21 protein-coding genes are annotated in these 24,420 nt (G+C 31.9%); 7 read left to right on the top strand and 14 right to left on the bottom strand.

Annotated features, from left to right (window positions below):
* Position 1 precedes the first annotated feature (1 nt).
* The 9 genes from murG to mraZ all read right to left on the bottom strand — a co-directional run bounded on the left by murG (position 2) and on the right by mraZ (position 10,193).
* The gene (gene murG / locus Q0997_RS05105; RefSeq protein ID WP_299885489.1) at positions 2-1,096 is read right to left on the bottom strand and encodes an undecaprenyldiphospho-muramoylpentapeptide beta-N-acetylglucosaminyltransferase; all 1,095 of its coding nucleotides are present in this window, start codon (positions 1,094-1,096) and stop codon (positions 2-4) included.
* Positions 1,096-2,298, bottom strand: a complete 1,203-nt coding sequence (locus Q0997_RS05100) for an FtsW/RodA/SpoVE family cell cycle protein (RefSeq protein WP_299885486.1) — start codon at positions 2,296-2,298, stop codon at positions 1,096-1,098. Before Q0997_RS05100 ends, murG begins: the two co-directional genes overlap by 1 nt.
* A gap of 83 nt (positions 2,299-2,381) precedes the next feature.
* Positions 2,382-3,713, bottom strand: a complete 1,332-nt coding sequence (murD, locus tag Q0997_RS05095) for a UDP-N-acetylmuramoyl-L-alanine--D-glutamate ligase (RefSeq protein WP_299885483.1) — start codon at positions 3,711-3,713, stop codon at positions 2,382-2,384.
* Positions 3,714-4,949, bottom strand: coding sequence for a phospho-N-acetylmuramoyl-pentapeptide-transferase (gene mraY, locus Q0997_RS05090; protein ID WP_299885480.1), 1,236 nt, complete (start codon positions 4,947-4,949; stop codon positions 3,714-3,716).
* 96 nt (positions 4,950-5,045) lie between these two features.
* On the bottom strand, positions 5,046-6,509 hold the full coding sequence (locus Q0997_RS05085) for a UDP-N-acetylmuramoyl-L-alanyl-D-glutamate--2,6-diaminopimelate ligase (RefSeq protein WP_299885477.1): 1,464 nt from the start codon (positions 6,507-6,509) through the stop codon (positions 5,046-5,048).
* The gene (locus Q0997_RS05080) at positions 6,506-8,452 is read right to left on the bottom strand and encodes a penicillin-binding protein (protein WP_299885522.1); all 1,947 of its coding nucleotides are present in this window, start codon (positions 8,450-8,452) and stop codon (positions 6,506-6,508) included. The genes Q0997_RS05085 and Q0997_RS05080 overlap by 4 nt, the downstream gene beginning before the upstream one ends.
* Positions 8,453-8,514: 62 nt before the next feature.
* Positions 8,515-8,838 carry an FtsL-like putative cell division protein gene (locus Q0997_RS05075; RefSeq protein WP_299885474.1) on the bottom strand — a complete coding sequence of 108 codons (324 nt, stop codon included), beginning with the start codon at positions 8,836-8,838 and terminating at the stop codon, positions 8,515-8,517.
* Positions 8,819-9,736, bottom strand: a complete 918-nt coding sequence (gene rsmH, locus Q0997_RS05070; protein ID WP_299885472.1) for a 16S rRNA (cytosine(1402)-N(4))-methyltransferase RsmH — start codon at positions 9,734-9,736, stop codon at positions 8,819-8,821. Before rsmH ends, Q0997_RS05075 begins: the two co-directional genes overlap by 20 nt.
* Entirely contained in the window at positions 9,723-10,193 is a 471-nt protein-coding gene (gene mraZ / locus Q0997_RS05065; RefSeq protein WP_299885470.1) for a division/cell wall cluster transcriptional repressor MraZ, read from the bottom strand. The genes rsmH and mraZ overlap by 14 nt, the downstream gene beginning before the upstream one ends.
* A 296-nt stretch (positions 10,194-10,489) precedes the next feature.
* On the opposite strand from mraZ, the gene Q0997_RS05060 reads away from it, so the two are divergent.
* Positions 10,490-11,254 (top strand): alpha/beta hydrolase, encoded by a 765-nt coding sequence (locus Q0997_RS05060; protein WP_299885467.1) that lies wholly within the window; start codon positions 10,490-10,492, stop codon positions 11,252-11,254.
* Positions 11,255-11,391: 137 nt separating this feature from the next.
* Positions 11,392-11,997 (top strand): ribosome biogenesis GTP-binding protein YihA/YsxC, encoded by a 606-nt coding sequence (gene yihA, locus Q0997_RS05055; protein ID WP_299885464.1) that lies wholly within the window; start codon positions 11,392-11,394, stop codon positions 11,995-11,997.
* Positions 11,998-12,089: 92 nt separating this feature from the next.
* On the opposite strand, the gene Q0997_RS05050 is transcribed toward yihA, so the two are convergent.
* Together Q0997_RS05050 and Q0997_RS05045 are read right to left on the bottom strand one after the other, a co-directional pair.
* Complete coding sequence (locus tag Q0997_RS05050; protein WP_299885461.1) at positions 12,090-13,178, bottom strand: ABC transporter permease; 1,089 nt, start codon at positions 13,176-13,178, stop codon at positions 12,090-12,092.
* Positions 13,179-15,329 (bottom strand): carboxy terminal-processing peptidase, encoded by a 2,151-nt coding sequence (locus tag Q0997_RS05045; protein WP_299885458.1) that lies wholly within the window; start codon positions 15,327-15,329, stop codon positions 13,179-13,181.
* A gap of 162 nt (positions 15,330-15,491) precedes the next feature.
* On the opposite strand from Q0997_RS05045, the gene surE reads away from it, so the two are divergent.
* From surE to Q0997_RS05020, 5 genes are read left to right on the top strand one after another with little or no spacing between them, the layout of a single operon-like run.
* On the top strand, positions 15,492-16,268 hold the full coding sequence (gene surE / locus Q0997_RS05040) for a 5'/3'-nucleotidase SurE (protein WP_299885455.1): 777 nt from the start codon (positions 15,492-15,494) through the stop codon (positions 16,266-16,268).
* Positions 16,261-16,548: a hypothetical protein gene (locus Q0997_RS05035; RefSeq protein ID WP_299885452.1), complete on the top strand. Its 288-nt coding sequence runs from the start codon at positions 16,261-16,263 to the stop codon at positions 16,546-16,548. The genes surE and Q0997_RS05035 overlap by 8 nt, the downstream gene beginning before the upstream one ends.
* A gap of 23 nt (positions 16,549-16,571) precedes the next feature.
* Positions 16,572-17,693 (top strand): lipid-A-disaccharide synthase, encoded by a 1,122-nt coding sequence (gene lpxB / locus Q0997_RS05030; protein ID WP_299885450.1) that lies wholly within the window; start codon positions 16,572-16,574, stop codon positions 17,691-17,693.
* Positions 17,694-18,248 (top strand): C40 family peptidase, encoded by a 555-nt coding sequence (locus tag Q0997_RS05025; RefSeq protein ID WP_299885448.1) that lies wholly within the window; start codon positions 17,694-17,696, stop codon positions 18,246-18,248.
* Positions 18,249-18,272: 24 nt separating this feature from the next.
* Complete coding sequence (locus Q0997_RS05020; protein ID WP_299885445.1) at positions 18,273-20,294, top strand: ComEC/Rec2 family competence protein; 2,022 nt, start codon at positions 18,273-18,275, stop codon at positions 20,292-20,294.
* A 7-nt stretch (positions 20,295-20,301) separates the two neighbouring features.
* Here Q0997_RS05020 and Q0997_RS05015 read toward each other — a convergent pair whose 3' ends face one another.
* The 3 genes from Q0997_RS05015 to Q0997_RS05005 form a co-directional block, all read right to left on the bottom strand.
* Positions 20,302-20,856, bottom strand: a complete 555-nt coding sequence (locus tag Q0997_RS05015; RefSeq protein ID WP_299885443.1) for a thioredoxin fold domain-containing protein — start codon at positions 20,854-20,856, stop codon at positions 20,302-20,304.
* 98 nt (positions 20,857-20,954) lie between these two features.
* Positions 20,955-22,718, bottom strand: a complete 1,764-nt coding sequence (locus tag Q0997_RS05010; RefSeq protein ID WP_299885440.1) for a peptide MFS transporter — start codon at positions 22,716-22,718, stop codon at positions 20,955-20,957.
* Between the two features lie 92 nt (positions 22,719-22,810).
* Positions 22,811-24,400: a peptide MFS transporter gene (locus Q0997_RS05005; RefSeq protein ID WP_299885437.1), complete on the bottom strand. Its 1,590-nt coding sequence runs from the start codon at positions 24,398-24,400 to the stop codon at positions 22,811-22,813.
* Positions 24,401-24,420 lie beyond the last annotated feature (20 nt).

Genomic DNA, 24,420 nt, shown 5'->3' with positions numbered 1-24,420 from the left:
ATTATTTATTTAGAAGTTTTTCAACTTCATCTACTATTTCTTTTGTTGCATTTACTAATGCTAGTTTTTTTATATTCTCACTTAATTGCTGTTGTTTCTCTACCGAAGAAACTAACTGTGAAAATTTATTTTTAAAATCTACTTCCAAGTCGGCTTGAGAGATCATTAAAGCTGCATTTTCATCTACAATAGCTCTTGCATTTTTTGTTTGATGATCTTCTGCCACATAAGGAGAAGGCACAAAAACAACAGGTTTACCAACAATACACAACTCCGAAACTGAACCTGCACCTGCTCTAGATATTATAAAATCCGCAGCCGCGTATGCATAGTCCATATTATTTATAAATTCGTGAACATGCACATGTTTTATATCGCCATTAATTTTATAGTCATTGTAATATAATTTTCCTGTTTGCCATATAATTTGAAGCTGTTGCGTTTGCAAAAAATCTAATTCTCTCTTAAGTAATTCATTAATAGCCTTAGCTCCTAAACTTCCCCCTAGCACTAATAATGTTTTTTTATCTTCAACCAACTCAAAATGTTTTATTGCAGTTGCTCTTTTCGAATTAATATCTAATAAACCTTGACGTACTGGATTTCCTGTTTTAATAATTTTATGCTTTGGAAAAAACCGATCTAAACCCTCATAAGCCACACAAATTTTTTGTACTTTTTTAGACAACAATTTATTTGTAATTCCTGGATATGAATTTTGTTCTTGAATTAAACTTGGAATACCTTTTGACGCTGCTACTTGTAATAAAGGTCCACTTGCAAAACCACCAGTTCCTATAGCTACATCTGGTTTAAATTCATTAACAATTTTTCTAGCATTCCACAAACTATTAATAAGTTTGAATGGAAACATTAAATTTTTAAGTGTTAGTTGCCTTTGAATTCCTGTAATCCACAAACCTTTGATTTTATATCCCGCTTGTGGCACTTTTTCCATTTCCATTCTATCTTTGGCTCCAACAAAAAGAAACTCTGCATCTGGATAACGCGACTTTAATTCATTAGCAATTGCAATGGCAGGATATATATGTCCTCCAGTTCCTCCACCTGATAATATGATTTTGTGTTTACTCATTATATTGTTTCCGAAAGAATTTCTAACGGATTATCTTCTGTTTTTTCCAAACCTTCTTTACCTTTAATCTCCTCTCTTTTAGAGCTTACACTCAATATAATCCCTATAGCCAAGCAAGTCATCCAAATAGATGTACCACCACTACTAATTAATGGTAATGTTTGCCCTGTAACCGGAAACAGTTCTACAGCAACTGCCATATTTATCATAGCCTGAAACACAATTGGAAACCCAACACCAAGCACTAATAGCTTACCAAAAATGGTGTCAGATTTTTGTGCAACAATTACAATTCTAAATAATAACCACATATATAAAACCATTAAAAACAAGCCTCCAATCAAGCCGTATTCTTCAATAATTATTGCAAATATGAAATCTGAAGAAGACTGAGGTAAAAAGTTTTTCTGCGTACTTTTCCCTGGTCCTACACCTGTTAATTGCCCAGACGCTATAGCTATTTTTGCTTTTTCTATTTGATAATCCGCTTCAGTATCTCCACCATCTGAAAAATTCTCAATACGACTCATCCAAGTATCTACTCGGTTTGGCATTGCATCTGGAAAGGCCTTTGCCACCAATACAAATAACACTAAAGCTAATATTCCAGTCCCTATTATAACTGCTAAGTATTTTATAGGATAACCTCCTAAAAACACTAAAACGACTACCATTAAAAAAATTAATGCAGTTGTAGAAAAATTAGAAGGCAGAATTAATGCCAATATTAAAAAAACCGGCATCCAAAGTGGCAATATTGTTTCTTTAAAAGATATTTTTTTATCTTTTATTTTGGACATATATCTCGCCACATAAACCATTAGCACTACAGAAGCTAATGTTGAGGTTTGAAATGACATATTTACAAAAGGAATACGAATCCATCGACTTGCATTGGCTCCAGCAATAGTAGTTCCTTGCATAATAGTGACAACCAATAACACTAATACAATTGGAATCATTACCATAGACAATCCTCTAAAATAACGGTAAGGCACTTTATGCACGCCATACATTATTGTAAAGCCTAAAAACAAATGCATAAAGTGTTTAACAAAAAAAGCAAATGTATTTGTATTACCTCCAACATACGCTAAATTACTTGCCGCACTATAAACAGGCAGGAACGAAAAAATAGCTAATAAAGCAGCTATTGCCCATATTAACCGATCTCCTTTTATGTTTTTAAACAGTTGTTGCATTTTGTTTTTTTGTCATTCAGAGTGAAATAAAATATCTATTTAGATTATTCCGTTTCACCAACTTCTAAACAACATACTTCGATTTATAAATTCCTTACTGAGTTTTTAAATTGACGTCCTCTATCTTCATAATTATCAAACAAATCAAAACTCGCACAAGCAGGTGATAACAATACATTATCTCCAGCTTCTGCTACTTTATAGGCTATTTTTACTGCCTCTGTCATAAACTGAGTTTCAACAATAACATCTACCATATTACCAAAGTTTTCAATAAGCTTTTCATTGTCTATGCCTAAACAAATAATAGCTTTTACTTTTTCGTTTACAAACGGAAATAACTCTGTATAATCGTTACCCTTATCTGTCCCGCCTACAATCCAAACTGTTGGTGCATCCATACTTTCTAACGCATAGTATGTTGCATTTACATTAGTTGCTTTAGAATCGTTTATATATTGCACCTTATTAATTTTAAGCACTTGCTCTAAACGGTGTTCTACTCCATGAAAATTCTCTAAACTCTCCCGAATAGTTTGCTTTCTAATCTTTAACAAATGCGCTACAGTTGATGCAGCCATTGCATTTTTAATGTTATGTTTACCTTCTAAAGCTAAATTTTTTGTTGGCATAATTATTTGGTTATTATCTATGGTTATTTTTATATTTTCATTGTCTAAATACGCTCCATTTTCAATAATTTTCGTTAAAGAAAATGGCAATAATGTGGATTGAATAGTATTATCTTTTAACCAATTCGAAATCACTTCATCATCTGCATCATAAATCAAATAATCTTCTTTTGTTTGATTTAATGCTATTCTAAATTTTGAATCGATATAATTTTCAAACTTATAGTCGTAGCGATCCAAATGATCTGGCGTTATATTGGTTAGCACAGCAATACTAGGTTTAAATTTGACTACCCCATCTAATTGAAAACTACTTATTTCAAGGACATAATTTTTAAAGTCATCTTCTAAAATTTGCTTAGCAAAACTATCTCCTATATTCCCAGCTAAACCCACATTTAACTCCTGAGTTAAAATATGATGCGTTAATGATGCCGTTGTAGTTTTACCATTACTACCAGTGATTCCAACAATAGTAGCACTGGTATATTTAGCTGCAAATTCGATTTCAGAAATCACAGTAATTTTATTACTGATTAACTTTTGAACTAACTCAACTTTATCTGGAATTCCAGGGCTCTTCATTACTAAATCTGCATTTAGAATCTTAGACTCTGTATGCTGTTGCTCTTCCCATTCAATCTCATTATGTATAAGAACTTCCTTGTACTTTTTCTTTATTTCTCCTTTATCTGAAACAAAAACACTATAGCCTTTCGCCTTCCCTAAAAGCGCAGTTCCAACCCCACTTTCGCCTCCTCCTAGAATTACTAATCGTTTCATTTACCTCAACTTCAGCGTAACAATAGAGAGAATCGCTAGAAAAATTCCAACAATCCAAAAACGTGTTACTATTTTACTTTCGTGATAACCAGATTTTTGATAATGATGATGCAACGGTGACATTTTGAAAATACGTCGTCCTTCACCATATTTTTTTCTTGTGTATTTAAACCAACTCACTTGAAGAATAACTGAAAGTGATTCGGCAAAAAAGATTCCACATAATAATGGAATCAACAATTCTTTCCTTACCGCTATAGCGATCACAGCAATAATACCTCCAATAGTCAAACTACCTGTATCTCCCATAAACACTTGAGCTGGATACGTATTATACCACAGAAAACCAATTAAAGCTCCAACAAATGCTGCTGTAAAAATCACCAATTCCCCCAATCTTGGGATAAACATAATGTTGAGATAATCTGAAAAAACAATATTCCCAGAAACAAAAGCAAAAATGGCTAGCGCAAAAACAATTATGGCGGAACTTCCTGCTGCCAAGCCATCTATGCCATCTGTTAAATTTGCCCCGTTAGACACTCCAGCGATAATAAAAATCACTATTGGAATAAAAACTAACCAAGCATATTTTTTATAATCATCACCCATCCAAGTGATTAATTTTGAATACTCAAACTCATTATCTTTTACAAAAGGAACTGTCGTTTTTGTTGATTTTTCTTCAGGCCTAATTTGCTGTTTAATTTCACCATCTACAGCTTGAACGACTTCTATATTATTGATTTCTGTATCTTGTTTAATAGTTACTCCTGGATGAAAATACATTACAGCCCCAACAAAAATACCTAACCCTACTTGGCCTAAAATTTTAAACTTACCACTTAAACCTTCCTTATCTTTTTTAAAAACTTTTATATAATCATCTGTAAAACCAACCAATCCCATCCAAAGTGTAGTCACTATTAACATTATAACATATATGTTATCTAATTTTGCTAATAACAACACTGGTATTAATGTTGCCAGAATAATAATAATTCCACCCATTGTTGGAGTTCCGGCTTTTTCTAATTGACCATCTAACCCTAAATCCCTAACCGACTCACCTACTTGTTGTTTTTGTAGAAATACAATAATCTTTTTTCCAAAAATTGTAGAGAACAACAATGACAAAATAACAGCTAATGCAGCACGAAATGTAATATACTGAAACACTTGAGCTCCTGCTAATTGATAATGTTTTTCTAAATATTCGAATAAGTAATACAACATATTATTTCATCTATTATTTTTTAATGCCTTTTTTATTAATGGCCTGATATAATTCACCATTAAACATCGTTATTAATATGAGCTTTATAAACATGCTCACTTCTGCAATTGTTTTAATAATTCTTCTACTATTTTATAATCGTCAAAATCGGTACGCTCTCCATTAACCTCTTGATACGTTTCATGCCCTTTTCCTGCGATTAATATAATATCTCCTGCATTCGCTAATTGGCAAGCCGTTTTAATAGCTTGCTTTCTATCAACTATTGACAGGGTTTTTTTGAAATTTTGAGGCTCTACTCCTTTTTCTATATCCTCAATAATTGTTTCTGGCTCTTCAGTTCGTGGATTATCACTAGTAAAAATCGCTTTAGTACTTAATGCTGATGCTATATGCCCCATTTTAGGGCGTTTAGTTGCATCTCTATCTCCTCCACATCCAACAACTGTAATTAATTCTTCGTTTTTAGTACGAATACTATTTATAGTTTCTAATACATTTTTTAATGCATCTGGTGTATGCGCATAATCTACTATAGCTGTTATTTTTTCTTCGGAAATAAAATACTGAAACCTACCACTTACACTTTCTAATTCACTTACTAATCGGAGTATTTCGTTCTTTTCTAATTTTAGTAATTCTGCAGTAGCAAAAATCGCTAAGACATTGTATGCATTAAAACCACCTATAAGCTTTGTCCAAACATCATTTTCATTAATTTTCAAAAGCATTCCATTGAAAGAATTCTCAAGGATTTGAGCTCTGTAATCAGCAAAGCTCTTAAGTGCATACTTATGTTTTTTCGCCTTAGTATTTTGCAACATGATAGTTCCATTTTTATCATCGGCATTTACTAATGCAAAGGCATTTCTGCTTAAATTATCAAAAAATGATTTTTTAACGTCTCGGTACTCTGCAAACGTATCATGATAATCTAAGTGATCATGTGTTAAATTTGTAAAAATACCGCCTTTAAAATCCAGTCCTTCTGTTCTTTTTTGATGAATACCATGTGAACTAACTTCCATAAAGCAAAATTCCACACCTTCATCATTCATTTCCTTTAAATAGCGATTTATAGTTAATGAATCTGGTGTAGTATGTGTGGCTTTATAATCTTTATTATCTACCTTAATCACAACTGTTGATAACAAACCAACTTTATAACCAGCCTTTTTAAACAGCTGAAATAATAATGTAGCAATTGTAGTTTTTCCATTAGTACCCGTAACACCAACCAGCTTTAAATTTTTTGATGGATTTCCATAAAAATTAGAAGCCATAATTGCTAATGCTGAACTTGAGTTCTCGACAACGATATAACTAATACCTTCTTTAAGTGTTTTTGGTAAAAATTCACATACAATAGCAATAGCACCTTGACGCACGGCTTTTTCTATATAATCGTGACCATCTACCGCAGTGCCTTTTATTGCCACAAACAAATCACTAACAGCTATATTACGTGAATTAAAATGAATATTTCTAACATACACGTTTGTTGTTCCTACAACAGCATTGATAGTTACCTTATATAATATGTCGATTAATGAGATCACGATAATTTTAAAACTATTATTTGATTTTTCTTTACTTTTTGTCCTTTGGGGATAGATTGCGATTTCACAACACCACTGCCTTGCATTTTCACTTTTAACCCCATATTCTCACATAATGCAATTGCATCCATCACAGGTAAACCAATAACACTAGGCATAATAGTTAAATACGTATTTGCTGTATCATAATACCCCTGAAACTCTTTTTCTACTGAAGCATTTTTAACTTCCAAAGATTCTATTTCATCTATAATTGGTGTATCTGTAAAAATCTTTTGAGCTATTCTTTTAAACACTGGACCTGTAACATCTGCTCCATAATAACCGACTTCTATACTTGGTTTATGTATTACAACTATACAAGAGTATTTTGGGTTTTCTACAGGAAAATAACCTGCAAACGACGATATATATCTAGGGTTCTCAGCCCAACCTTTCATACCGTATTCTGTTCTTGCTGTCCCCGTTTTACCTGCCATTGAAAAGTACTTAGAATACATTCTCTTACCTGTTCCTCTTACAACAACATTTTCTAAAAGTTTTTGCGCTTTTAATATGGTTTCTTTTGAAGCAATTTGCTTAATCCTAACCTTCTTATCAAAACTTTCAATTTCTTTATCCAATTCTTTTACTTCTCGTAAAAAACGAGGCTTCACCATTTCACCATCATTCGCTACTGCATTGTAAAATGTTAATGTTTGCAACGGAGTTAATTGTAAATTATAACCATAAGCCATTGATGGCAAAGCATTCTTACTCCAAATCTCATCTCCAGGCTCTGGAATTACAGGATTACCTTCTCCCACAATTGGCAAGTTTAGATTTTCATGAAGCTTCCATCCTTTCAACCTATCAATAAATTTATCAGGAGCCTTAGCATAATTATCATCAATAATTGTAGCCAAACCTATATTAGAAGATTTCTCAAAGGCTTTCCCTGCAGAAATTTTACCATACCCTCTAGTATCCGTAATATTTCTACCATGAAATCTTTTTGAACCATTTTTAGTATCGACAACCGTAGCAGTATCAATAACCTTATCTTCTAAAGCTGCCATAATCGCCATTAACTTAAAGGTAGATCCAGGCTCGTGAGATTCCCAAACTGCATAATTCCTTTTTTCATAATATTTCCCAGATTTACTTTTTCCTAAGTTCGAAATCGCCCTTATTTCTCCAGTTTCAACCTCCATCACCACAACACAACCATGCTCTGCATCATACTTCTCCAATTGCTCTAGCAACGAGTGATGCGCAATATCCTGAACATTTACATCTATAGTAGTATAGACATCATAACCATCCTGTGGCTCCACTTGATTATAATCAACAATAGGCTTCCATTGGCCTTTACCTATTTTTTGCTTTAATCTTTGCCCATCTTTTCCCCTAAGGTATTTATCTCCAAAAGCACCATCAATCCCTGCCCTTGTAACGTTACCATCTTCATCTACACGCTCATATCCTATAGTTCTCATTGAAATTCCGCCCATTGGATGCTCTCGCTTGGTTGTTTGCTCAACTATTAACCCACCTTTAAAAGCCCCTAACTTCAACATAGGAAAATCACGTAACCTCAAATAATCTGAATAACCAATATCCCTAGCTAGCAAATAATACCTATTTTCCTTAGCTCTAGCTTTTCTTAAGTTCTCTTTATAATAACTCGCTGACTTACCTGAGTATTTTGACAGTGAATCACACAAAGGCCCCAACTGCTCCTGCCATACCTTTTTCTTAGGTGTTTTAGTATCAATTCTTATATCATACTTAGGAATCGAGGTCGCCAATAAGTTTCCATTTACAGAATACACATTACCCCTATTAGCTGGAATAATCTTATTTTCCACAGTACGTTTCTCTGCTAAATCACGGTACTTCTCACCGTTAACATATTGAATGGTTAATAATTTTACAACCACAGCTATGCCGAAGATGAACATACATCCAGCTACAAAATACAATCGGTTTAATATGTTCGTTTCGTTTACTGCCACGAGAGAACTTAATTTTGTTGTTGTGGTTTTACTTTTATTTTTTGAGGCGGCACCTCTGAGGTCTTCAATCCCTTTTCTTTCATTTTTGCAGAGACAACTGATTCTTTTTTCAATTCCATCAATCGACCTCTTCCATCTATAAATGCAGATCGCAATTCTTTTGCCTCATTACTCAACCTTGCAATTTCATGTACTTTTTTATCTGCACTATGTGAACTTGCAATCATTACTATAGCTAAAACAGAGATAAAGAGAATCATTCTCCAATTCTTAAAAGAATCATCACTAACCAAAAACGTCCCTCTTAATATGCTATAGATGTTTTTTTTCATTTATATTTTTTTCAGCTATCCTAAGCTTGGCACTTCTAGCTCTATTATTATTTTTTATTTCTTCTTGCGTTGGAATAATTAATTTCCCAACTTTTTTAAGCGGCACTTCAAAATTTCCAAACATATCTCGCTCTGGCTCTCCTTCAAACAACCCATTTCTTATAAATCGCTTCACCAATCTATCCTCTAAAGAGTGATAACTTATTAAACTCAACCTACCACTTGGTTTTAATATCTCTGGCGTTTGCATCAAAAACTCTTTTAAAGCTTCAATTTCCTGATTAACCTCTATACGAATAGCCTGATATATTTGTGCCAAAATTTTATTTTCATGCTTAGGAGACAAAAACTTTTTTAACACCTTTTTTAACTGATCACTAGTCCTTATTTGCTCTTTCTCCCGAAACTCTACAATTAGCCTAGCCATTGCTGGTGCTGCTCTTAATTCTCCATACTGCAACAACACCTGACTAATTTGATCTTCATCATACTCATTAATTACATGATACGCTGACAACTCATTATTTTGATTCATCCTCATATCCAGTTCAGCCTCAAATCGTGTTGAAAACCCACGTTCAGCAACATCAAACTGATGTGAAGACACTCCAAAATCAGCTAAAATCCCATCAACTTCTTTAGCGCCATAAAATCTCAAAAACCGCTTTATATATCTAAAATTCTCATGTATAAGCACAAACCTAGGATCATCTATTTTATTTTCATGAGCATCTAAATCTTGATCAAAAGCAAACAATCTCCCGTTATCTCCAAGACGACTTAAAATCTCCTTACTATGACCACCACCTCCAAAAGTGACATCAACATAAACACCATCTTCTTTAATATTCAAACCTGCTACGGTTTCTTTAAGCAATACTGGATTATGATATTCCATCTCCTTCTTCATCTTGACCCATAACCTCTTCTGCTAAATCCGCAAAATCTAAAGCAGCGTCATCTATGGCTTGTTCATATTTCTCTTTATCCCAAATCTCAACAATATTAATTGCTGAAGACAACACTATGTTTTTTGAAATATTTGCAAAAACCACTAAATCTTTTGGAATTAACAATCTTCCACTTCCATCTACTTCAATCATTTTAACACCAGCAGTAAATCGACGAATGAAATCGTTGTTTTTTTTCTTAAACCGATTAAGCTTATTCACTTTTTGCATCAACACCTCCCATTCAGCCATTGGATACAATTCCAAACAAGGCTGAAACACCGCTCGTTTTAAAACAAAACCATTTTGTAACACAGGAGCTAGCTGCTTTTTTAAAGCAGCCGGCAGCATCAACCGTCCTTTAGTGTCAGCTTTACATTCGTATGTACCTATTAATGAGTTCAAAACGGATTTTCGCGATGTTATAGTTTGAAATTCAAATATATTGAAAATTTTACCACATTTTACCACATTTTACCACATTGTTGATAAATATTCACTAAAGCCTGACATACAATACCATGATTTACAAGTAACAACCCCTAAAACAATAGCTTTCAATAGGTTGAAAAACACAAAAAATATTAATCAACAGATGTTAATATGTCCTATCCCTTCCTTTTACGAAGTATATTAAGAATACTATCATTTTTTAATTGAAATACCTATATTTGCTATTAATAGATTGACTAAAAAACTGAATGTCGCATACACTAAAAACCGAAGGTCGTTACAATTATATAGAAGCTGGAGAAGGCACGCCAATTATAGTACTTCACGGTTTAATGGGAGGCTTAAGTAACTTTGATGCTGTTATTAATTACTTTAGTGAGAACGGTTATAAAGTTATTATTCCTGAGCTTCCTGTATATACAATGTCTTTAATAAAAACCAATGTTAAAGCTTTTGCTAAGTACCTTTATCAGTTTATAGAATTCAAAGGATATAACAAAGTAATACTTCTAGGAAACTCTTTAGGAGGACATATAGGCTTATACTTTACAAAGCTTAATCCAGAAAAAGTTAAAGCTCTAATTATAACAGGTAGCTCTGGACTATATGAAAGTGCAATGGGTGGCGGCTACACAAAACGCAGTGATTATGAGGTTATTAAGAAAAAAGCTCAAGATGTTTTTTACGATCCAGCAGTAGCTACAAAGGACATTGTAGACGAAGTATACGAAACTGTAAACGATCGCAATAAATTAATAAAGACATTAGCTATTGCTAAAAGCGCCATAAGACATAACATGGCAAAAGATTTGCCAGATATGAGCACACCAACTTGTATTATTTGGGGAAAGAACGACACAGTAACCCCGCCAGAAGTTGCTGATGAGTTTAATGAATTATTACCAGATTCTGATTTGTTCTGGATAGACAAATGTGGCCATGCAGCAATGATGGAGCACCCAGATCGTTTTAATGACATCCTTCATGAATGGTTTAAATCTAGAAAATTTTAAACCCTTAAAACTTAACAACAAATCTTATCTTCTCCCTTTTAGTAACACATACTTGGTTGATTACAACTATGTGATTACCTTTGGCATCTAAACATTAATTTAATTAATCTTTCTGTTTATATAGAAACAATTAGGAAATGAAAATAAAATCTGCTGAATTTGTAATAAGCAATTCCGATGTGACTAAGTGCCCAAAAGGCATGATACCCGAATATGCTTTTATTGGTAGAAGTAATGTTGGCAAGTCATCTCTTATTAATATGCTAACCAGTAGAAAAAGCTTAGCAAAAACATCTGGAAGACCTGGGAAAACGCAATTAATAAATCACTTTATTATTAATAAAGACTGGTATTTAGTAGATTTACCAGGTTATGGTTATGCTCGTGTTTCTAAAAGCACAAAAAAGGTGTTTCAAAAATTTATAACCAAGTATTTTGAGCAACGCGAACAATTAGTTTGTGCTTTTGTATTGGTAGATATTCGACATAAACCGCAACCCATAGATTTAGAATTTATGCAATACTTAGGAAAAAGTGGTATTCCGTTTTGTATTATTTTCACAAAGGCAGATAAACTTAAACCTAATGCTATTGACAAACATGTTGAAGATTATAAAAACATCTTATTAGAAACTTGGGAAGAAATGCCTCAATACTTTATTACATCAAGCTCCAAAAATATAGGAAAAGAAGAAACTTTAAACTTTATTGGAGAATTGAATGAGAACATGATTACAGATTAGTAAAGCTCTACAACTAAAGAATTATATCTATTTTATTGTTATTCAACTATTAACAGCAATCATAAAGGTAAAATACTATATCAACGCTACAATTAACTCTTCACATCTAAAGCATCGCGCAAGGCATTACCTATTAACATAAATGCCATAACTAGAGTCATAATACACAATCCTGGAATAATAGCTAAATAAGGCTTACCTAAAATAATATAATTATAGTGATCCTTAATCATTGCTCCCCAACTAGCCATTGGTGGTTGCGCTCCGATACCTAAAAAACTTAAGCCGCTTTCTATTAAAATTGCCGCAGCAAAATTAGCTGCACATATAACAATTACTGGGGCCATAATATTTGGCAAAACATGCTTAGTGATTATCCTATAGTTATTATACCCTAATGCTTTTGCAGCAGTAACGTATTGCAACTCTTTAGCGCTAATTATTTGACCTCGAACAACTCTAGCCACTTCTACCCACATAGTTAAACCCACAGCAATAAATACCTGCCAAAAGCCTTTTCCTAAAGCTAATGTTATAGCAATTACTAATAACAATGTTGGAATAGACCAAGTAACATTAATAATCCACATTATAAAAGCATCTATTTTACCTCCATAATAACCAGCTACACTTCCCATAAAAACACCTATAATTAAAGATATAAAAACCGCTACAAACCCTATAAAAAACGAAATACGGGCACCCACTAAAACCCGACTTAATAAGTCTCGCCCATATTTATCTGTTCCTAAATAGAATGTTTTGTTAGTTATTAATGCTTCTGGTTTTTGATGACCTTTAACTTGATAAACTTTATTTAAACCTTCAATTCCATCTGAAGTATATTCTGTATAATTTATAATGTCTTTATTAATTGTATATCCAGAAATAGGGATTTCTGTTTGCGTATTTATAGTGCCAAAAAATAATTTATCAAACCCATTTTGGTTACTTTCTACTTCTAATGGTAATGACAACATCATTACATTAAATCCTGGTCGTTTAGAATGAATAGAAAGATGCATTTGGTTAGCATGCTGAGAATTATCTGGAGCTAAGACATAAGAAAAGATTGAAACAACACCAACAAGCGCAATAAAACAGAAACTAAAAACGCCCCAAAAATTCTTTTTAAATTTTTGGAGCGCTAATTTACTTAATGAGCTTGTATCTATACTCACTTACTTTTTTATTCTTTTTACAGTAGCCACTTTCTTAATCTCGTAGGTCATTTTTAAATCGTCTAAGACATTTAAAGCCTCCTCAACATATACATCTTTACTTAAATTCTCATGCCAACGTACACGCTTTTCTTTTAATATTGTATCTTTTTTAAACAATTCCTTTTCATAAGGCAATGAATTAAATATCAAAGCAGTTTGATATTCATTTATTAGTTCAAACTCTTTTGCTTGTTCTTCATCTTCATTTTGCTCAGCTTTGTATGTTTTATAATTAAGAGAATAGGTATTATCATCCATTTGAGTTTTTATCCATTCTGCATTTTCTTCAATTAATTTTAATTGAAAATTATTTTCCATTCTAGCTTTACTATTACTAATCGTAGTTTCATAATCAAAATAACTATTCCATTGATCATACTCTACAGCATCGATTTTATCCCATTCTAATGGATTATCTTGATCACGTTCACCAATATCTACAAAACTATATCGATCTGGAACAACCACATCACTTTTCACTCCTTCTAATTGAGTAGATCCTCCATTAATTCTATAAAATTTCTGTCTAGTAATTTTAATCGCTCCAAGATCACCATGAGAGCTATTACGAACCATTCTATTTAAATCTAAAATATTTTGAACAGTCCCTTTCCCGTAAGTTTGCTTACTTCCAATAATAATTGCTCGTTTATAATCTTGCATAGCAGCAGCTAATATTTCTGATGCTGAAGCAGATAGCTCATTAACCATAATTACTAGTGGCCCATCCCAAACTATAGACTTATCTTCATCTTCCAAGATTTCTTTTGGTTGGTTTGTAGAACGCACTTGAACAATTGGCCCATCTTTTATAAATAAACCTGCGATATCAACAACAGTCTTTAAAGATCCACCACCATTATTTCTAAGATCTAAAACGAGACCCTCAATACCTTGATCTTTTAATCTTTCTATTTCTTGTCTTATATCTGAAGCTGCATTACGCTTATCATAATCTTCAAAATCTATATAAAACTTTGGTAAGTTAATTAACCCGTATTTCTTATTATTCTTATTAACTGTAGTCGATTTAGCATATGTCTCTTCTAATTCAACTAAATCACGTGTAATAGTAATGTCTTTTACAGATCCATCAACTTTTTTAATTGTAAGAACAACCTTTGTCCCTTTTGGTCCTTTAATTAATTTAATAGCATCATCTATACGCATACCAACAATACTAACAGCATTTTCTTCAAGTTGTTGGCGCACTTTTAATATAATATCACCAACCTCTAATTTCTGACTTCTCCAAGCTGGACCACCAGAAATAACTTCTACTATTTTAGTATAATCCATTCGCTTTTGAAGCCTTGCACCAATACCTTCTAATTTCCCAGACATTTGTTGATCAAAACGATCTTTATCTGTTGGTGCTAAATACGATGTATGAGGATCGAATCCTTCTACAACAGCATTAACATACATAGAAAACCAATCCTTACGTTGCATATCTTCAATATAATCTGTGTAATAAACATCTAGATTCTTTAACGTTTCTCCTCTAGCCTCTGCCTCTAATTCTTCTAAAGTTTTTTTAATTTTTGGCACATCACTATTAATTGCAACCGTATCATTTTCTTGAGCTGTGATTAATTCATCATAATTAGAAATTGTACTAAATTTTAATAACTTTCTCCAACGCTCTTTTAATTTTTTTCTACTTTTAACGTAAGTATGATTTTCATAATCTGTATTAATAGATTCTTTTTTATCAAAATCGAAAGGCTCTTCTAGCACTTCCCTATAATAATTTTGAGCTTCAGCCATACGCTGAAGTAATCTTTCATTAGTTATATTAAAAAATGTTACATCATAATCACGTAATTGGTCATCTATTAATGTTTCATACTCAGCAAACTCCTCTATGTCAGATTTTAAAAAGAAGCGCTTTAAAGGATCTATTCTATCTAAATATGTTTTATAAACATCTTTAGAGAAATCATCGTTAAAATCTTTTGGCTGAAAGTGCAATTGCTCTAAAGCTAAAGTTATTATTTGAACTAAAAGTTTATCCTTATCAGGATCATTATTCACTTTTGTAGTAAAACTGCATGAGCCAAATGCTAATAAAAGCACTAACATTAAAACATTATATTTCCTTTTCATAAGCTGTCTGTCTAAAATTTATAGGTTAAGGCATAATTTCCACTAAAATAACAGAAAAAACCGTGCCAACAATTTAATGATGACCTAATTTTTTGTTAAACCATTAAAATACATAAAATCCATAAGAATTTATGTATTTTAGCGTGTAAATCAGGCTATTTTATGAAGAAAAAACCACTTATACTGGTAACTAATGATGATGGTATTACTGCACCAGGAATAATTACACTTGTAGACATCATGAAAAGTATTGGAGATGTTATAGTCGTTGCGCCAGACAGTCCGCAAAGTGGCATGGGCCATGCTATAACTCTAGATTCTACTTTACATATTGAAAAAATAAATATAAAAGAAAGTAATTACGAAGCATTTAGTTGTTCTGGAACACCTGCAGATTGTGTAAAAATAGCTATAAGCGAAATACTAAATAGACAGCCCGATTTAGTAGTTTCGGGCATTAACCACGGTAGTAACTCTTCAATTAATGTTATATATTCTGGTACAATGAGTGCAGCTATAGAAGCTGGAATTGAAGGTATTCCTGCTATTGGCTTTTCACTTTTAGATTATAGTTGGAATGCTAATTTTGAGCATTGTAAAAACTATGTAAAAAACATTGCCCAAAATGTATTAAAAAATGGATTAACTGAAGGCACTGTATTAAACGTTAACATTCCTAATTCTGAAAAACACGATATTAAAGGCGTGAAAATTTGCCGACAAGCAAAAGCTAATTGGAAAGAAGAATTTGACAAACGTCAAACACCTCAAGGCAAAGATTACTATTGGCTTACTGGCACATTTGAAAACCAAGACAAAGGAGAAGACACAGATGAATGGGCATTAGAAAATGGTTACATTTCTGTTGTACCTGTACAATTCGATTTAACAGCTCATCACAGTATCCAGAAATTAAATACATGGGATTTTAATGAATAAAAAAGCAATTATCATTGGTTTTGTAATTGGTTTAATTACAACTTTTATTGGGATTTCTATCTACACTTTATTTATTGGCATAAAATTAGATATAAGCATGAGTGAAATTGCAAATAAAATTGTATCGACAAGTGTTTTAGGAAAGCGTGCAAGCATAGGCGTTTTACTAAATCTACCTGTTTTTTACTATTTTTTAAATAAGAAAAAAGAAGATTATGCCAAAGGTGTTTTAATAGCTATTGTTATTATAGCTATTATATTCATTATAAATAAGTTTTAAAATAAAAGAATTAATAAATACTAATGAAATATTATATCATTTCTGGTGAAGCCTCAGGCGATTTGCATGGTTCAAATTTAATGAAAGCATTATTACATGAAGACGTTAATGCCGATTTTAGATTCTGGGGTGGAGATCTTATGGAAGCCGTTGGAGGAACTTTAGTAAAACACTATCGTGAGCTTGCCTTTATGGGTTTTGCTGAAGTGATAATGAACTTAAGAACAATTACAAAAAACTTATCTTTTTGTAAAAAAGATATAGAAGCATTTAATCCTGACGTAATTATATATATAGATTACCCAGGTTTTAATTTACGTATTGCCAAATGGGCAAGACAAAAAGGTTATAAAAACCATTACTACATTTCCCCACAAATATGGGCTTGGAAAGAAAATCGTATCAAAGCTATAAAAAAAGATATTGATGAAATGTATGTGATTTTACCTTTTGAAAAATCATTTTATGAAGACAAACATAAATTCCCTGTGCATTTTGTTGGACATCCTTTAATTGATGCAATTTCAGATAGACAACAAGTTGACGAATACGAATTTAGAACTGAAAACGGATTAAGTGAAAAGCCAATTATTGCTTTACTTCCAGGAAGTAGAAAACAAGAAATCACAAAAATGCTTTCGGTAATGTTAAGTTTAGTTGATGATTATAATAATTATCAATTTGTAATAGCTGGAGCGCCGAGTCAAGACTTTAGTTTTTACAAACAATTTATAAAAAAGACTAACGTTCACTTCTTATCTAATAAAACCTACGATTTATTAAGTGTTTCTACTGCTGCTCTAGTAACCTCTGGAACTGCAACTCTAGAAACAGCTTTGTTTAAGGTTCCTCAAGTTGTTTGCTATAAAGGAAGTTGGCTCTCGTACCAAATTGGAAAACGCGTAGTAAATTTAGACTATATCTCTTTAGTTAACTTAATTTTAAACAAAGAAGCTGTAGCAGAATTGATTCAAGGTGACTTTAATACTAAACGTTTAAAAAAAGAATTAAACACAGTGCTTGACACTTATGAGCGCACTAAGTTTTTTATTAATTATTATGATTTAGAAAAGGATTTAGGAGGCAAAGGTGCTAGTGAAAACACAGCTAAATTAATTTATAATTTTATAAATACTAAAGTTTAAATGCCAAGAAAAGTCCTTATCCTACTTATACTAATTACACTTACTTCTTGTGGTAGCTCAAAAAGCAGACGAGTAGTTACAAAAAAATCGAGCACCACTAAGACTGTTAAAAAAAGTACTACAAAAAGGAAAGCTACAAAAAGGCTTACTACAAAAACTACTACAATTAAAAAAACAGTAGCAACAGTTGTTAAAAATGCAAAAAAATACGAAGGGACTAGATACAAATACGGAGGAACAACAAAAAAGGGCATGGATTGCTCTGGTTTAGTTTATACTGCATTTAAAGAAGCTGATATTAATATTCCTAGAGTTTCTAGTGCTATGGCTACTCACGGTAATTGGATTGATTTAAAAAAAGTAGAAATAGGCGATTTATTATTTTTTGCAACTGCAAAAAACAGCCGAAAAGTAAACCATGTTGGTATAGTAACTAAAGCTTCTTTTGGTAATGTTGAATTTATTCACTCTAGCACAAGTAAAGGTGTTATAACCTCTAAACTAGAAGAAAAATACTGGTATTTCGCTTTTGTGCAAGCTAGACGTGTTTTATAGTAGTATTTTACTTACCTTGATGGAGTGAAACTCCTAAACTTCACTGTAATAAAACTAACGGCTTGCCTAGTTTTAGGAATATTAATCGCTTATTATATAGCTATTCCTAATACTACTTCTCTATGTGTGACAGGCTTTCTACTCTGTTTAACTAGTATTATCTATTTTATTTCTAAATCTAAATCTTTAAAAACGGTTTGGTTTGGCATTTTTAGTTTTGCGACTATGATTTCGATTGGAATTACAATTACTAACCTCCATGAAGAAAAACGAAATAAAAATCATTATACAAATGTCATTTCAAATAACAAACTAATAACTTTTAAAATACAAAGCACGCTAAAATCTGGGATTTATAATGATAAATATATTGTTGATATTTTAAAGATCGATTCACTTTCGGTAACTGGAAAAGCATTACTAAACGTTACAAAAGATAGCCTATCTAATGCTTTTAATGTGGATGATATTCTTATTACCTCTGAAAGTTTTCAAGATATAAAAGGAATAATAAATCCATATCAGTTTGATTACAAAAATCATTTAGCCAAACAATATGTCTATAAACAACTTTATATTAAACCTAACCAATTACTTGCTATAAGCCAAAATAAACACACCATTTATGGTTTTGCAGATGCAGTTAGAAAAAAGATCAATATTAAGTTGAAACAACATGATTTTGATACCGATGTTTTATCTATTCTTAATGCACTTCTTTTAGGTCAACGGCAAAATTTAGATAAAGATATCTATGGACACTATACCAATGCCGGAGCTGTTCATCTTTTAGCTATCTCTGGTTTACATGTGGCTCTTATTTTATTATTACTAAATTTTATTTTTAAACCTTTAAGACGTTTTAAATATGGCAGAACGACAACTATTATCATGATAGTAGCTATTCTATGGGGTTTTGCCATTATCGCAGGTCTATCTGCTTCAGTAACCAGAGCTGTTACTATGTTTAGTATTATTGCAATCGCTATGCATTTAAACCGGCCTACAAATATTTACAACACATTAGCTATTTCTATTTTTATTTTACTCTTATTTAAACCACTTCTTTTATTTGATGTTGGTTTTCAATTAAGCTATCTAGCCGTTATTGCTATTGTTGCCATCCAACCAAGGTTAGCTAAATTAATCCAGCCAAAACATTATATAACTGCTAGAGTTTGGGATTATTTTACCGTTGGTATAGCTGCTCAATTAGGAGTATTACCTATAAGTTTATTTTATTTCCATCAATTTCCAGGGTTATTTTTTATTGCGAATATTATTGTCATACCGTTTTTAGGATTGATTTTAGGTATTGGCATTTTAATTATTATACTAGCTGTATTTAATGCGTTACCATCTTTTTTAGTATCTACTTTTAATTATATTATTTTAAGTATGAATACATTAATGGAATGGATTTCTTCTCAAGACAGTTTTCTATTTAAAGATATATCTTTTACTATTTTACAGGTGTTTTCGGCTTACATTATAATTGTTGCTTATGTTCAATTTGGAATTAAGCAGAATTTTAAATGGTTTCGCATAATTTTAGTAGCTCTTTTACTTTTTTATGGTTCGTATTTATATGTAAAATATAAAAACTCAACACATGAATTAACTGTTTTTCACAAAAGCATGCATACTGTTATTGGAGAAAAAACCAATACTGATTTAAAAATATTTTCAAGTTTAGATAGTATAGAGCAGTTTTATAATTTAAACGATTATAAAATTGGAAACTTTATTTCGACGATTTCTAAAAATGATATACCATCAATTTTTAAAATAAAAAAAAGCCATCTTTTAATTATTGACAGTCTTTCTACTTACCAAGTAAAACAATTTAAACCCGATTATATTTTGCTAACTCAGTCTCCAAAACTAAATCTAAAACGTATGATTGATTCTCTACAACCTATAACTATAATTGCCGATGGCAGCAACTACAAAACTTATATTAAACGCTGGAAAGCCACTTGTAAAAAGCAAAAAATCCCTTTTCACTATACTGGTGAAAAGGGAGCCTTTATATTTAAAAAATAATAGTTTTTTAACTACCAAATTCTGCTTTAAACTTTTTGTAATAGTCATTAAATTTTGCTTGAGTATCCATACCTACATGCTCGTCTTTTTTAAACATTTTAAGATATAGCTCTAATTGTTGGGGTGTTTTGTATCCTATAATAGGCGCAATAAAATCTGCTTTTTCATCTAAAAACACCATGGTTGGATATGATCTAATACTAAAATATCGAGCTAACTCATGTGAAGAATTTCTTCTTTTCGCTTTAGCAGGATCATATCTTGGGTTCCCATATTTTTTTCCTTTAAAATTCACTGCTTCGTTTCCTTCTGCATTAAATTTTACTGCATAATAATGTTTATTTACATACTCAGCAACGTCTTTGTTTTGAAATGTATTACGATCTAACATCTTACATGGTCCGCACCAAGCTGTGTACATATCCATGATAATCTTTTTAGGTTTTTTCTTTTGAAGCTCAACAGCTTCTTCAAGTGTTACCCAGTTTATTTCTCCTTTTTGTGCAGACATAGATACAGTTGCAAAAACTGTAAATAATGCTAAAACAATATATTTTTTCATGTTGTTTGTATTTTTTTATTGTAGTCGCAATAAGCGTTCCAAAGTTACAAAAATACAAAACGCCCCAAAAGAGGCGTTTTGTTAAAGTTTATTTTATATTATTTAACGCCGTGCATTAGTTTTTTAATCACAGGGTATAATACTGCTGATAATATTCCTAAACCTATAGAAACAGCTGTTAATATCCAGAAGAAGCTACTTAATCCACTTTCTTTAGCAATAGCTTCAGATGACTCTGCGAATACACCTGCTAGTTTCATACCAATAGCCACAGCTAAATACCAAATACCAAACATAAAAGCAATCATACGTCCAGGCACCAGTTTAGACACATAAGATAATGCTACTGGAGAAACACATAATTCACCCATAGTATGGAAAAGGTATACTAGAATTAACCAAATCATACTTACTGAAGCTGTTTTTGCTCCTGGAGCAATTCCAGAAGAACCAATTGCGACAAATGCCATTCCTATTCCTAATAAAATCATACCAATTGCCCATTTCATATTAGCATTTGGATTGTATTTACTTTCCCACCATTTAGAAAACAATGGAGCTAGAGTTATAATATATAAAGAATTTAATATTGAAAACCATGAAGCAGGAACTTCTGTAGTATCTTTTAAGAATTCTGTATAAAGCATCCATATCGCAATACCCCATACAATTATAAAACTTATAGCTAAAAATATATTTGATAAAGCATATTTAGCAAAAGTCTTCTTGAATAATAAATATAACACCCAAGTAATAATACCAAGTGGTATTATTGTCATTAATGAATTAACAATTTTAAAAGTCATTCCTGCACTACCTTCTAAAGTCCTTTGCGTATAATCTTTAGCAAAGACTGTAAGTGAACTTGGTGATTGTTCAAAAATCGCCCAAAAGAAAATAGTAACAAAAGCAAAAAACACAACAGCTATCATTCGATCTCTTAATACAGGCGTATATTTAGGAATACGCATAAATAGTAATGCAACAAAAATACCAAGCGCAACTAAAATAACAATTGTAGATCCTGATAGACCAGCAAATTCAAAAGGAAACAAGTTGTATTTTCCTTCGGATATTTTTGAGACTGGATCATTAAAAATCCAAGCTAAACCTAATATTGACGATATTCCGATTAAAGCTTTTTGTAGTCCAGTAAATGGATTACGTCCTTCCTCATCTTTCACTTCAGGTGCAGTAATATCATCTATTAAATCTACATTTTTATTTTTTGGTCCATCTCCAATCTTACCAAAAATACCTTGGGCAAACCAAAATTGTAACAATCCAAATAACATAAAAATACCTGCAACTCCAAATCCCCATGACCATCCTATTTTTTCTCCAAGGTAACCACAAAGTAAAATTCCTAAAAATGCCCCTGCATTCACTCCCATGTAAAAAATAGTATAAGCACCATCTTTCTTTTCTTCTTTTCCTTCATACATTTCTGAGATAATAGAAGTCATATTAGGTTTAAAAAAGCCACTCCCTATTACTAGTAAACCAAGGCCTAAGTATATAAAAAAAGAGGTTTCAACAGCCATACATGCATGACCTAAGGTCATCAACAATGCGCCAATAACTACTGCTTTTCTAATGCCAATAACATTATCTGCAAAATAGCCACCAACCATTGTAGACAGGTATACTAAAGAAGTATAAGTTCCAAAAATAGCAAATGCCCATTCTCGAGGCCAACCCCATCCTTCATCTAACAATGAAGCTGTAAAAAACAACACTAATAGAGCACGCATTCCGTAATAAGAAAAACGCTCCCACATTTCTGTAAAAAACAGGACAAATAATCCTGCAGGATGACCTAAGACTTTGTCTTTAAATAGATTTTCGATATCTGTATTCATATAATTAAGTTTAGTTAGTATTAAAAATATACTATATGTTCTTTATATACATAAAACTAAAATGTCGCTTTGTAGTTTTAGTTTATAGAATGTTATTTTATACCGTGCATCATTTTTAATAACTTACGATTAAGAATTAACATAATCAATCCAGCAACTATAGGTATTATAGTAAATATTAAAAAGAATGTAGATAATCCATGTTCTTCTGATATTGGATCAATAAAACTTCCTGTTAAACCTCCTAAAAGATTAGCAAAGAAATTAGCTGTAAACCAAATTCCGAACATCAAACTTACAAATTTTACAGGTGCCAGTTTACTTACATAAGATAAACCTACAGGAGACACACATAGTTCTCCCATAGTATGCAAGAAATAAGCAATAACCAAAAATATTAAACTAACAGATGCTGTTTTAGCACCATCGGGTATACCAGCAGCTCCATAAGATAAAGCTGCAAACCCTAAGCCTACTAAAAATAATCCAATTGCAAATTTAACTGGTCCTGAAGGATTGTATTTACTTTCCCAAATTTTAGAAAACAATGGTGCAAATAAAATAATAAATAAAGAATTAAGTACTGAAAACCAAGAGGCTGGCACCTCAGTTGTATCCGATTGAAACTCTCTATTTAACATCCAAATTACAATACCCCAAATAATAACAAAACTTAATCCTAAGATGATATTAGCAAAAGAGTACTTACTAAAGGTTTGCCTAAATAACATAGCTAAAACCCATGTAATAACTAGCATTGGAACAATTGTTATTATAGTGTTTATTATTTTGAATGTTGTTGCTGCTACACCTTCTAAAGATCTATCCGTATAATCTTCAGCAAAAATAGTCATCGAGCCACCAGCTTGCTCAAATGCCCACCAAAAGAACACTACAAATAATGAAAGAATTCCGATAACAATCATTCTATCTCTAACTACCTTAGAGCTTTCTGCTTCTTCAACAGCATCTTCAATATCTTCACCTAGTTGTTCTATACTATCTTCAATTACATCATCAACATCTCCTGTTTTTATAGGTGTTAAACCAATTTTACCAAATATTTTTTGCGAAAAATAAAATTGTACCATACCAAAAAACATAAAAATACCAGCAAGCCCAAAACCATAATGCCAGCTAACATTTTCTCCAATATACCCACATAAAAGAATCCCTAAAAAAGCACCTGCATTAATTCCCATGTAAAAGATGGTATATCCAGCATCTTTCTCCTTTCCTTGCGTTTTATATAATTGTCCAACCATTGAAGAAATATTTGGCTTAAACAATCCATTACCAATAATTAAAAATGTTAAACCTGCATAAAAGAACATAGAAGTCATGCCTTCTAAAGCCATAGAGGCGTGTCCAAGAGTCATTATTAATGCTCCCAAAATAATTGCCTTTCTATAGCCCATAAATTTATCAGCAATAAAACCGCCTATAATTGGAGTTAAATAGACCAATCCAGTATACCATCCATACAACACTAAAGCATCAGCTCTATCCCATTCCCAACCACCATCTAATAAAGTGGAAACTAAAAACAGTACTAATAATGCACGCATTCCATAGTATGAAAAGCGTTCCCACATTTCTGTAAAAAACAAAACAAACAATCCTGACGGATGTCCTAATACGGTTCTTTGATTAGTTTCTGAACCTCCAAATTTAAATTCCATATTTAATATATTAATTAGTT

Source organism: uncultured Lacinutrix sp. (assembly GCF_947500325.1).
Taxonomy (GTDB): Bacteria; Bacteroidota; Bacteroidia; order Flavobacteriales; family Flavobacteriaceae; genus Lacinutrix.
Note: the sequence above shows the minus strand (reverse complement) of the source record. Positions and strands in the feature narration are given on the sequence as shown.